The sequence below is a fragment of the Oleidesulfovibrio vietnamensis genome (genome assembly GCF_055388115.1).
Genome location: NZ_AP042419.1, coordinates 3,350,531 through 3,363,005, shown reverse-complemented (window position 1 = coordinate 3,363,005; position 12,475 = coordinate 3,350,531). Strand labels below are relative to the sequence as shown.

Sequence of the window (12,475 nt, the reverse complement as noted above, 5' to 3'; positions counted from 1 at the left end):
GACTCCTTGGCGGGGCGGCCACATGAAGCGGCCGTCCGCCGTATGGCTATCGGTCGATTTCGGTCAGGGTGTCGGCCTTGCGTATATTGACGCAGCTGGCCTTGTATTCCGGTATGGATGTGTTGGGGTCGCCGACCGAAGGCGTAAGCCTGTTGGTCGAGTCGCCCGTGCCGGGTGTCGTCCAGCCGAAGCAGAACGGCATCCCCACAAGGTGTACCGTTTTTCCCTGAACGGTGAAGGGGCGTATGCGCACCGTCACCATGGCGATAGCCTCTACCCTTCCGCGGGCACTTTCCAGAATCACTCCGTCGCCGTTGGCGATGCCTTTTTCTTCTGCCAGCTCGGGGCTTAATTCCACATACAGCTGCGGTTCGGCCTCAAGCAGGTTGGGCACGTTACGGGTTTCGCCGCCGCCGCACCAGTGTTCCGTCACGTTGTAGGTGGTCAGCACATAGGGGAAGCGCGGGTCGGCAGGTCTGGCCAGTTTATCCATGTCGCTCGAAACGAACTTGTACACGGGGCTGCTCAGCTGTTTGGAGAACGGATGCGCGTCGATGGGGGTTTCCACCGGCTCGTAGTGTTCCGAGAACGGCCCGTCCATGCGGCCGGTGCCGTACAGCTGGCCGAAGCCGTGCTTGCTCATGATGAACGGATGTCTGCCCTTGCCGGTGGCCATGGGCGGCCAGCCGCCGTCGGGGACATCGCCTTCCCATTTTTTGCCGTTCCAGCTGATGACAGCCTTGGCAGGGTTCCACGGTTTGCCCTGAGCGTCGACGGACGCACGGTTGTACAGAATACGGCGGTTGACAGGCCAGCACCACGACCACTTGGGGTACAGGCCGATGGCGGCCTGCATGGGGGTCTGCGAGGGGTCCCGCCGCTGAGCCTTGTTGCCGTCTTCTTCCGTGTAGCTGCCCGAGTACAGCCAGTTGAGCGAAGAGGTGCTGCCGTCATCGGCAAGCGCCGTGAAGGAGGGCACCAGCTGCCCTTTTTTGTACTCTTTGCCGTTTACCGTGGTGTCCTTGAGGAAGAACCCGTTGATGCGGCGTGCCCATTCCTCGGGGTCGTACTGCTGCGGCCAGTCGAGGTTAAGCACGGCTTCAGGCATGGTGCCGCCTTCTTTGCGGTACAGGTCGCGTACCACGTTTATAAGCGGTACGAACATGTCGCCGAAGCTGCGGGCTTCGCCTTCGGGTTCCACGGCCTTGTGGTGCCACACAAGCCAGCGCCCGCTGTTGCTCACCGAGCCTGCCTTTTCAACACGGTGGGCGGAAGGCAGCAGAAACACCTCGGTTTTGACAGTTGCCGGGTCCACGCCGGGTCTGCGCCAGTTATCCGTGGTTTCGGAATGGTGCAGTTCCGCGGTGACCAGCCAGTCGAGGTTGTCCAGCGCCTTGCGCACCTTGTTGGTGTTGGGCACGCTGTTCATGGGGTTCAGCCCGATGATGAAGCCGCCTGTGATCTTGCCGCTGTACATCCTGTCAAACAGGAACATGTAGGAGTGGTCGGCGCCTTTTTCTATTTTGGGCAGCAGCCCGTAGCAGTAGCCGTTTTCCGCCGTGGCCGCATCGCCGAACCATGCCTTGAGCAGGCTGGTCAGGTACTTGGGCTTGTGCTGCCACCAGTTGGCGCTCTGCGGGTCTGCGGAAACAGGCGTGTTGGCCTTGTTGTAATCGGCATAGGTCTGCCAGTCGGCCATGGGCATGGTCATGTAGCCCGGAATGATGTGATAGAGCAGGCAGTGGTCGGTGGAACCCTGCACGTTGGGTTCGCCGCGCAGGGCGTTGATGCCGCCGCCCGCCACACCTATGTTGCCCAGCAGCAGCTGCACAATGGCGGCGCTGCGGATGTTCTGCACGCCCACCGTGTGCTGTGTCCAGCCGAGGGCGTACATCATGGTGCCTGCTTTGTCCGGTTTGCCGGTGGCGGCAAAGGCTTTGTAGACCTTCAGCAGGTTTTCCTTTGTCACACCGGTTACAGATGAAACATTGTCCAGCGTATAGCGTGAATAATGTTCCTGCATCAGGCGGAAGACGCAGCGCGGGTGCTTGAGCGAGGGGTCGCGTTTGGGCGTGCCCTGCGCGTCGGTTTCAAAGTTCCACTTGCTGCGGTCGTAGCTGCGGGTGTGTATATCGTACCCGCTGAACAGTCCGTCCTTGAACCCGTACGATTCGCCCACGATGAACGATGCGTTGGTATAATCAAGCACGTACTGCCGGAAGTAGCTTTCCGTTTCCAGAATGTAGTGTATCATCCCGCCCATAAAGGCGATGTCGGTGCCCGAACGCAGCGGTACATGAAAGTCCGAGCGTGCGGATGTGCGCGAAAACTTGGGATCGACGTGCATTACCACGGCGCCCTTGTCTTTGGCCTGCAGCACCCATTTGAACGAGATGGGGTGGTGTTCGGCAGCATTGCTGCCCATAATAAGAATTGCATCGGCATTCTTGATGTCGATCCAATGGTTGGTCATCGCACCGCGTCCGAACGACTCTCCCAGAGCCGCTACAGTTGCGCTGTGTCAGATACGTGCCTGGTGGTCCATATGGACGACACCGAGGCCTCGCATTGCTTGGTGCACAAGGGCGCACTCTTCGTTGTCCGCATGGGAGGTGCCCAGCAGGAACATGGATTCCAGACGGTTGACCCGCTGGCCCTTGTTGTTTTCGAGTATGATTTCCTTGTCGCGGGTATCCTTGACGCGGCGGGCTATCTGCTCCAGCGTCCAGCCCCAGTCTTTTTCTTCCCACTTGTCGCTGAAGGGTGCGCGGTATTTGGGTTTGAGCAGTCTGTGATGACTGGTCGACATGGTCAGCAGCGCGGCGCCCTTGGCGCACAGCGAACCTTCGTTGATGGGATAATCCGGATCACCTTCCGTGCTGATCAGCTTGCCGTTTTTCACATACGCGATGATGTGGCAGCTGACGGAACAGAACGGACAGACGGTGATGACTTCCTTCGCCCCTTCAATCTTCAGCGACGCGGCAAAGGCGCGCGCCTCTTTCAGACTGAAGCCGAGCTGTGCCAGAGAAATACAGGCTGCGCCCGCTCCGGCCAGCTTCAGGAATCCTCGCCGGGTGCAATTCATGTCCTCGGCCTCCTTTTTCGGTTGCTAATGCCGCGGCGCAGGTGCACGCCGCATCCTATGCAACGGATGCCACGTCAGGAAATGTTTGGTCAATAAAAAGTCAGTTATTATAATGTGTTAATATTAACACAACGGCGGGCGGAGCAATGCATACCGCAAGGTGCCTCAGTGTGCGGAGGCAGATTTTTCCACAGCCGCCTGTGATGGTGTGTTTTTCTTTTTAGCTGCGGGGGCATGCCGCGGTGTCAGGGCACAGGCTCCGTGCCGGTTTATAAACCGTTCGGGCATGTAGCCCAGATGTTCTTCGGCCTTTTGCAGCGCCAGAGCTTCCACTTCATCCAGCCAGTTACGGTAGCCGGTCATTAGCATGCGCGCCGCATCGCTGAGCCGGCAGCCGGAACGTCTCCCTTCGGGCTGTTCCAGCAGTTTGAAACCCAGCGCTTCTTCCGAGGCTTTTATTTTACCCCACGCCGCGCGGTAGGACATGCCCAGCCGCTTGGCCGCCGCGTTTATGGAACCTGTCTGGTCTATGTATTCGAGCAGCTGCAGCCGCCCCTGACCGAAAAGCACGCCATCGGACTGTTCGAGCCACAGGTGCAGGCGCATGACAGGTTGTTGTGTCTTTTTTGGCATATTTACCTCCGCGGGCTTTCCCGTGGTGCACGGCTGTGAACCACGCGGAACAGCTTGAAGCAGACAATACAATGGATGTTATGTCTTGTTGAGCATATTATTCTTGCGCATGGTTTGACATGACCGCGGGCAGCCGGAAACCCTGTACGTTTCCGGCTGCCCGCGGGATGAATGTCATAACTGGTCTGTGCGCCGGGAGCAGGCGTTTTTGACCGCCTGCCACTGTCGGGACGACAGCGGTGACTGCCGCGGCGGCGGTGTGCCCAGCGCGTCGTATTGTGCCTGCATGGCTTTTACCCTGTGCGGGGTGTCAGGGTGGGTGGAAAGGTACCTGTCAATCAGCTGCAGCGGGGTGTCGCCGTCTTCGGGCGGGGGAGCGGCCCGGACAAGAAAGTCCTGCAGCCGGCTGATGGGAATACCGGCGCGGTGCAGCGCGCGCACGGCACCGCTGTCCGCGGCGTCTTCGGCCTCGCGGGAGAAGCGCAGCAGCATGAGGGCCTGCGCGCTGCCGCCAATCATCCGCAGTGTATCGCTGTTGGCGGCAAACATCTTCAGCACCATGCTGAATGCGGCATTGCGCACGTAGCTGGTTGTGCCGTGGTGCTGGGTTATGTGGGTGCGTTCATGGGCCAGAATGCCCGAAAGCTCATCGGGGTGCTGCAGGTCGTTTATCAGCGCGCTGGTCACCAGTATGGTGCCGCCCGGAATGGCAAGCGCGTTGTTGAATGAGCTGTGCAGAATCCTGATTTCATAGGGCTGCGGGTCTTCCGGCGAAAGCAGTTCGCTTTGCATTGCGTCCAGTGCGGCCTGCGATTCCGCCGAGGTGCACCACTCCGGAGTGGTGTTGAGCGAGAGCAGCGGCAGCAGACTTTCCATGGCCTGTCTGCCCATGGCTTTTTCCACATCGTGCGGAATGCACGAGGCAATGAAGCGGGTGGTGACGTCGCCCATGAAAATCCCCCAGCATACCATGGCCACGACCGCCGTCAGCGCCGCCACACCGAACTTGCTGATTACGGGCAGGCGGATTCCCCTGTGCATGCGGATGTGGCGGACTATTTCGTCCGTGCGGCTTCCGGCAGGCAGGGTCAGCCGTTCATAGGTGTCGGGGGTGCGTTTCAGACGCAGCGGGCGGCTGCTCCAGCCGTCCACTGCGTCTATGCGGGAAAGCGGCCAGCGGCAGGGTTCTCCTTTGTGTTCAAAGACAAGAGACCCTGCCGACATCTGCGGCGAGACTTCGGCCGTTTCGGGTGTCAGGCCGTCGTTGTACAGTGCGCGGTGCTGCATGCGGGACACAGCGGTTAAAAGCCCATGTCAAAGTCAAAGGCCTGTGCAATGCCGTCGCCGGTGGCTTCATGCTGTTCCGGTCCGCGGTGCACATCGGCAAAGACAATGTCGCCTGTGGGTTCGTACAGCTGCATGAAAAAGCGCTGCAGCCCGACGATGGCCCACGGCAGGCCGATGCCCAGCGTGAACAGCGTGATGAGCATGAATTTGAGCAGGGCGACAAACAGGCGCAGCGGCGTTATGGAGCATGTCAGTCCGGCTTCGCCGAAGTGCATTCCGGTGGCTGCCCAGCGGATAAAGCGGCACTGCCACAGCAGGCTTGAGATAAAGGTAAGAAGGCCCAGCGCGCTGGCAATGATGAGAATTAGCGTCCTGAGTTCCGAGGATGAATACCCTGCTAACGAGCCCGAGGCCAGCATGACAAGAAAACCCACATAAGCGGCCATAGGCACAATTACAAGCAGCATGGGCAGAATGGCCGCCTTGACCAGAGCCATGGGCTTGCCGGTGAACGTGAACATCTTGTCGCCGTACCGGATGTTGCCCAGAATGTCGGCCGTGACCTTGGCGTATGCCCACGGAATCATGAGGCCAAGAGTGACCAGTGCGATGAACGAGCGCAGCAGCGTGCGTCCGGCGAACCGTACGGGGGAACCTTCCAGCCCGAAGGGGATGCCGTGCAGGCGGGTATGCGCCAGCCTGAAGCGCATGCTGCGGAAGATGGCGTACGGGGCAAACAGCAGTGCTATGAGAATACCGGTCAGCGTGCCGGCGGGCGGTCCGAAAAGCATGTCAGTGGCCAGAGCGATGAGAGCCAGCAGTCCCAGCAGAACAATGCCGATGAGAAAGCCTACAAACAGCTGCCCGCCTGTCCCCGTGTATTCCAGCGGTTCGCCCTGCACCTTCGTGTGCGACCAGAAATATCGTCTGATCTTGGTGGTACCCCAGAAACTGTAGATTCCCAGCGTGAGAACTGTCAGTAATCCGTTTATAATGTATAGAAAAAAGAGCGACTTTCCCGTGCCGGTAAATGCAAGGAACGGGGCTGTTGCAGCGGCATCTGAAGCCGCATGATGCATGGTTTCGCCTGCCTCGCCAGGCGCTTGTACGTTGTTTTCATGATGCATATGAGTTTCTCCGGATAGTATAATCCTGAATCTCATATAGAAAGACAGACGCGATGGGAAGCATTTTGAAGAAGCTTGCTGTTCCGCACCCTTCCGGCAGGGGATGTTCAGCACATCGGATTGTTTTCATCCTCCATTGAGCAGATTATCTGGCGCAGCTGTATGGCCAGTCCCGCAAGGTGCTGTACCGCCTTTGCCGCTTCTTCCATCAGCGAAACCGTGGAAGAAGAAAGGGTGGCAACCTTGTCGAGTGACGCGTTGATGGCTTCGGATGCCTCGACCTGCTGCTCTGAAGAATGCGCGATGGCGCTGACTTCCTGTGACGAGGCGGAAATCAGCCGGACGATGGTTTCCAGCGCCTTGCCGGAGTCGGCGGCATAGCCGTTGGCGGTCTGTGTGACGGCAAGCGCGTTCTGCGCATTTGCAATGTTGCCTGTGATGCTGGTGCGGATTGCAGAGACTGAGCGCTCCACCTCTTTGGTGGCGCTTTGTGTTTTTTCGGCAAGTTTGCGCACCTCGTCCGCCACCACGGCAAAGCCCCGTCCGGATTCTCCGGCCCGTGCGGCTTCTATGGCGGCGTTCAGTGCCAGCAGGTTTGTCTGGTCTGCAATGTCGGATATCATGTTGACAACCTGACCGATGCCGGCAGCGTGTTTGCCCAGTTCGTCCATGTCCGTTGCAAGGTTGCGGGCTATTTCATGCACTTCGTTAATGGAGCGGATGACTTCCTGTACCACGCTGTTTCCGGAATCAGCTTCTTTTCTGGCATGTTCTGTTGATTCGGCATTCTGTCCGGTCCGTCCTGCTATTTCCATCACACTGGCGTTCATTTCCTCCATGGCAGTGGAGGAAAGCTGAAGTTGCTGTGCCTGTTCATGGGCGCCCTGACTGCATCCGTCAATGTCTCTGGCCAGTTCGTCGGCCGTTTCCATAATGCCGGATACGGCCTGACTGAGCTGGCGCGTGGCATACAGCACGCCTTCGGACCGCGCCTTTTCGGCCTGAATTTTGGCTTCTGCCGCTTCTTCCGCGGCCCGCTGTGATTTTTCGGCTTCGCGGGTGGCTGCCGCGCTTTTCTGTTCCGCCGTTTCATTCGCGGCTTCCAATTCGTGCACCATGGAAAGAAGACTCTGCTTCAGCACATCAAATTCAAATGCATATGCTCCGCGGGGTGTGGCCTGCCAGTCACCGGCGGCGACCTCTTCTGCAAATTTTTTGATATTCACCAGCGGAGTGATGACCTTTATGCGCAGGACCGCGTATATGACCGTGAAAATGATAAGAAAACCGAATCCCATGGTGATGAGTATATATAACCCTGCTTCCATAGCGGCGCTGATTTTGGCCTCGACGATGTGCGCGTCCTTGGCCAGCAGATACAGGCCGGTCTGCCGTCCCTGCAGATCCAGAACTGGTTCAACCACAACGAACAGGCCGTCGGAGATGAAATATCTGTCGCGGGTGACGCGTGTAAGGTCTATGTCCTCAAGCCGCTGGACCACGGATGAAGAAAACCACTTGTTGTTTGCCAGTACATAACCGCCCAGACGTGTATTGTTTCTGAGGCTGTCCGGAGGAGAGGCCCCGTCGGCACTGACCAGCTGTACAAAAAACATGCCCTCTTTTTCAAAGTCGCGGGAAATGCTGCCAACACCCTGTATGAACTGGATATAGCCCGCGATGTTGTCCGGCTGGCCGATAAACGCTGTGCCGCGCAGAAGCAGGCCGTCTTCATCCAGTACAAAAGCGGAAGCCGCCTGCCCCTGCCGGGCGGCGGCACGCAGCACTTCGCCGGCGGCTGCGGGCGCATCCCCGTGTTTATCTTTGTTCCAGCTGCGTACCAGCGTACGGCCTTCCGCATCGAAAATGTGAAGCCTGATGCCGCGGAAGTTGGAAGTTTTTTTAAATATGTCACCGATACTGCTTACATGGCGCATCAGACCTTCCCTGTCCTGTGTGCGGACAAGACGCACAAGGTCGGCCGAAGAGGCAAAGGAGATGCTGTTGGTGATGCCGATATCAATCTTTTTTTCCAGCCGCTGCTGCAGTGAATGAATCATGGTTGCGTATTCATTCTGCAGCGTTTCCTGCCGGACTTTTTTTTCCTGAAGGTGAAAGAGTATTCCGCAGGCAGCTGATATGGCGAGCGATGCGGCCAGAAGAAGGCCGATGGTGTATGTACCTAACGATTTCACGGGGCATCCTCCGCAAAAAGGGGTGAAAGGCAGGGGCGCGCCTCGGCGGAACGCTGTGTGCCGCAGTCGGGGCCGGAGCGTATAGTATTCTCTGGCGGGTGTTAGTCGCCTTTATTTTTTATGCGGCGCATGAACGTGCCCCTGTCTGTGCCGTCACGGCGCGGGCAGGGGGGGACTGCCGTTCCGGCGGATGGATGCGGGAACCGGAAGTGTATTTTCCTTTATTGACAGGCTTGTTTTTGTCCGGTCGGTGCGATACGACCTTTGCGCCCGAAGGAGGGATCATGAAACGTATTGTATTACTGATTTTTTTATGTCTGGCCATGGCGGGCTGCTCCACAAAAGCGCAGCTTGTTCCGCAGACGGAAAGCGGAAAAACTATCATGGCCGACAGCTTTGCCATCAGCAGCGTGGAAGACCGTTCCGGCTATGCTTTTGAAAGCGCCGAGGAGAATTTCAGTCTGGCGGAAGCCATGCGCACGGCCCTGAACAAAGCTCTGACCAAAGAGCATCTTGAGCGGGCCGATAGTGAGTATGTGCTGGTCACGACCATTGTGTCTTACAGCCCGGGCAATGCCTTTAAACGCTGGCTGCTGCCCGGAGCCGGAGCCACCGAGCTGAAAACCGAAACAGCCATCATGGACAGAGAGGGGACAGTGCTTGCCACGGTTCCTGTGGAACGTTCCATCGCGGCTGGAGGCGGATACACCGTCGGCGCATGGATGTATGTTTTTGACGATGTGGCCGAAGCGACTGTTGATGTACTGAAGACAGTTGTCAGACAGGATGTAGCTGTGAAGTGATGCGTACCTGCGCGGCTTGCCTGTACAGAGAAGGAAACACGGGGGCGGCGGTGCCGCCCCCGTGTGGTGAGCGGTGTTGCAGAGTCTGTGCAGGGTGGCAAATAAAGAAAAAAGGGAAACCGACATATGTCTGTTTCCCTTTAATTGCGAATGGTGCCGAGGGGGAGACTCGAACTCCCACGGGGGAACCCCCACTAGACCCTGAACCTAGCGTGTCTACCAATTCCACCACCTCGGCGCGGAAGAGGCATATAGACAAAAGACCGGCGCCTTGGCAAGTTTTTTCTGGTAAAAAAGTAAAAAAAGTCCGGCCGGATTCCGGCGGGGTGTCCGTATGCTTGAACGGATGCGGGTTTTGGGGTAGCTATAGCGGTCTTCGGCGGGCTGAACGGATATTTCCGGCGCCCAACCCAACCCGGAGAACGGGAACCCCATGCAGATCGCAAGACAGCTTCAGGAAATAACCCTTGATCTTTCCGGCGGGTCGTGTGTCACCATCGGCAATTTTGACGGTGTGCACAACGGCCACCGCAAGCTTATAGGCCGCATGATGGCCAAAGCCGCCAAGGCTTCGTTGCCGGGTGTGGTGGTCACGTTCTGCCCGCATCCGCTAAGGGTGCTTGTGGGCCCGCATACCCCCCCGTTCATTACTGATTATGAAAAAAAACTTGACCTGCTGGAAGCGCTGGGGGTTGATCTGACCCTTATGCTGCAGTTCACGCGGGAACTGGCGGCGCTGGAGCCTGAAGAATTTGTGCGCAGTATTCTGGTGGACGGCCTGAATGTGAAGGAGCTGGTCGTAGGGTACGATTACTCCTTTGGCAAAGGGCGCAAGGGGCACTTTGAGCTGCTGGTGGAACTGGGAGAAAAATACGGCTTTTCATGTGAGCGGCTGGACCCTGTCATCATCGACGGTGCCGTGGTAAGTTCCACGCGCATACGTGATATGATTAAGGCCGGTGATGTATGGGGAGTGCGGCCTCTCATGGACAGGTTCTATGTGGTGCGGGGCACTGTTGTGCACGGTAAAAAACGCGGAGGCCGGCTGCTGGGTTTTCCCACGGCCAACCTTGAGGTGAGGGACGAGCTTGTTCCGGGACCGGGCGTATACGCCGTGTGGGTTGAAGTGGACGGCAACCTGTACAAGGGTGTCACCAATATCGGGTACAATCCCACATTCGGCAACGAGACGCTGAGTGTGGAAACATATATTATGGATTTTGACCGCGACATCTACGGATGGGAGCTGCGGTTGAATTTTGTGCACAGGCTGCGGGATGAACGCAAGTTTTCGGGTCTTGACGATCTGATGACGCAGATTCGCAGCGATGTGGAACTGGGGCGGCAGATACTGGATTCTCAGGAAGCCGGACTGTAGCCTCCCTCTGCGTTGTTTCGCGCCTTTCTGTACGCCGCCCGGCACCGCCGCGCGGCGTGGCGGTGTTTGCACCGTGCAAAAGCGGGGCGGCAGTTATCTGCCGTCATAACCACGCGGCGCTGTTGCCGTAACGGAGTTTCACCTCTCATGTTTCGCCCTTTTGTCCGTTTGTGGGAAGAATACCTGCGGCTGTACCGTAATGTGACCTATGTGCGCATGCTTGTGCTGGGCGTGGTGCTGGGGGTTGTCTCGGGCATAGCGGCTACGCTGTTTTTTCTCGGCATAGAGTATTTCAAGCACCTCATTCAGGCCGTCTGGGCCGGCTACAGCCTGCCGGCACCGGCTGGCGAAGCGCTGTTTCACGGACATGCGGGCGAAACATTCCGGCCGTGGGTCATTCCTCTGGCCACCACCACCGTGGCGCTGGTCACCGGCTGGCTGGTCAGCCGCTTTCTGCCGGACAGCTTTCACGGCATGACCGACGGCACGGACTCCATGATCAGGGCTTTTCACCGGCAAAAAGGCGTTATCCGTCCTGTGGCCCCGCTCATCAAGGGCATTACCTCCATTTTCACCATTGCGTCCGGCGGCAGTGCAGGACGCGAAGGGCCCATATCGCAGATAGGGGCCGGTATCGGGTCTTTTTTTGCCGACAAAATGGGCCTGAGCACCAAAGAGCGCCGCATACTGATGCTGACAGGCGCCGCGGGCGGACTGGGTGCCGTCTTTCGTGCGCCGCTGGGCGGGGCGTTGACTGCCGTGGAAGTTATCTACAAGGAAGACTTTGAATCCGAAGCCATTCTGCCTGCGGTGACCTCATCGGTGGTATCGTATTCCATTTTTACGCTGGTGTTCGGTACCGAACCTATTTTCGGCATACCGGAGTTCAGCTTCAACAGCATGAGCGAACTGCCGTTCTACCTGATTCTTTCGCTGGTCTGCGCCGCTGCGGGCTGGCTGTATGTAAGCACGTTCCGGTTCATCAAATATTCCGTGTTTGCCCGTATGCAGCAGAAGGTGGGCATCATGTGGACCATGGCGGCCGGAGGGCTTTTAATGGGGCTTTTCGGCATGCTGTACCCCAAGGTGCTTTCGGGCGGCTACGGCTGGCTTGAACAGGCCATTCTGGGACAGATGACCGTTGCCACCATGGTGACCATCATACTGGCAAAAACGCTTGCCACATCGGTCACGCTCGGCTCGGGCATGAGCGGCGGCATGTTTGCGCCGGCTCTGTTCGTGGGAGGGATGAGCGGCGGCATTGTGGGCTTTACCGCGCATAAATATTACCCCGATATAGTAACGCAGCCGGGCGGATATGTGCTGGTGGGCATGGCGGCCTTTTTTGCCGGTGTGGCCAACGCACCCATCGGCCCGCTGATAATGGTGTGCGAACTGACACAGGGCTACGGTCTGCTGGCGCCGCTTATGCTGGCCTCTGCCGTGTGCATTGTGCTGGGCAGGCGCAGCAACCTGTACGAAAATCAGGTGGAGAACAAATTCGAGTCACCCGCCCATATCAATGATGCCACCATCAACCTGCTGGAACAGCTGAAGGTGACTGACCACTTTGAACGCGGCAGAGTGACCATTCTGGAGGAAAGCGTCACCCTCAAAGGCCTGACGGACATTATTTCCGGCACCAATGAATTTTTCTTTCCCGTCAAAAGCGAAGAGGGAGAAATCACCGGTATCCTTTCCATAAATGACGTGCGCAGCCTGCTGTATGAAGAGAGCCTTTTTGATCTGGTGCTGGTGAAAGACCTTGCGCGCAAGCCTGCCACACTGGAGGAGGAAGATGATCTGTACACGGCGCTGCTCAAGTTTGTGGATACGGATCTCGGCCAGATTCCTGTGGTGGACGCGGACGATCATAATACCATTCTGGGACTCATCAACCGCTCGGACGTGTTCCACGCTTATACCAAGACATTGCAGAAACTGCGTGAAGACTGATGTCTTGT

Annotated in this window: 8 protein-coding genes and 1 tRNA gene; 3 read left to right on the top strand and 6 right to left on the bottom strand. The window is 57.8% G+C overall.

Annotation, left to right across the window (positions count from 1 at the left end; genetic code table 11):
* Positions 1–46 precede the first annotated feature (46 nt).
* From fdnG to ACZ5D1_RS15040, 5 genes are all read right to left on the bottom strand, one after another.
* Complete coding sequence (gene fdnG, locus ACZ5D1_RS15060; RefSeq protein WP_081701847.1) at positions 47–3,088, bottom strand: formate dehydrogenase-N subunit alpha; 3,042 nt, start codon at positions 3,086–3,088, stop codon at positions 47–49.
* Positions 3,089–3,253: 165 nt separating this feature from the next.
* Positions 3,254–3,721 carry a winged helix-turn-helix domain-containing protein gene (locus ACZ5D1_RS15055; protein ID WP_011369203.1) on the bottom strand — a complete coding sequence of 156 codons (468 nt, stop codon included), beginning with the start codon at positions 3,719–3,721 and terminating at the stop codon, positions 3,254–3,256.
* Between the two features lie 174 nt (positions 3,722–3,895).
* Positions 3,896–5,008, bottom strand: coding sequence for a M48 family metallopeptidase (locus ACZ5D1_RS15050; RefSeq protein WP_464555347.1), 1,113 nt, complete (start codon positions 5,006–5,008; stop codon positions 3,896–3,898).
* A 14-nt stretch (positions 5,009–5,022) separates the two neighbouring features.
* Positions 5,023–6,135: a YjgN family protein gene (locus tag ACZ5D1_RS15045; protein ID WP_464555345.1), complete on the bottom strand. Its 1,113-nt coding sequence runs from the start codon at positions 6,133–6,135 to the stop codon at positions 5,023–5,025.
* Between the two features lie 107 nt (positions 6,136–6,242).
* A complete protein-coding gene (locus ACZ5D1_RS15040; protein WP_464555343.1) occupies positions 6,243–8,330 on the bottom strand; it encodes a methyl-accepting chemotaxis protein in 2,088 nt (695 codons plus the stop codon).
* 284 nt (positions 8,331–8,614) lie between these two features.
* Here ACZ5D1_RS15040 and ACZ5D1_RS15035 point away from each other — a divergent pair, with 284 nt between their 5' ends.
* Positions 8,615–9,133, top strand: coding sequence for a DUF4410 domain-containing protein (locus ACZ5D1_RS15035; protein ID WP_011369199.1), 519 nt, complete (start codon positions 8,615–8,617; stop codon positions 9,131–9,133).
* Between the two features lie 151 nt (positions 9,134–9,284).
* On the opposite strand, the gene ACZ5D1_RS15030 is transcribed toward ACZ5D1_RS15035, so the two are convergent.
* A tRNA-Leu gene (locus ACZ5D1_RS15030) sits at positions 9,285–9,371 on the bottom strand.
* A 195-nt stretch (positions 9,372–9,566) separates the two neighbouring features.
* Between ACZ5D1_RS15030 and ACZ5D1_RS15025 the strand changes: the two genes are divergently transcribed.
* Complete coding sequence (locus tag ACZ5D1_RS15025) at positions 9,567–10,511, top strand: bifunctional riboflavin kinase/FAD synthetase (protein ID WP_011369198.1); 945 nt, start codon at positions 9,567–9,569, stop codon at positions 10,509–10,511.
* Between the two features lie 147 nt (positions 10,512–10,658).
* A complete protein-coding gene (locus ACZ5D1_RS15020; RefSeq protein ID WP_027182173.1) occupies positions 10,659–12,467 on the top strand; it encodes a chloride channel protein in 1,809 nt (602 codons plus the stop codon).
* Positions 12,468–12,475: the final 8 nt, after the last annotated feature.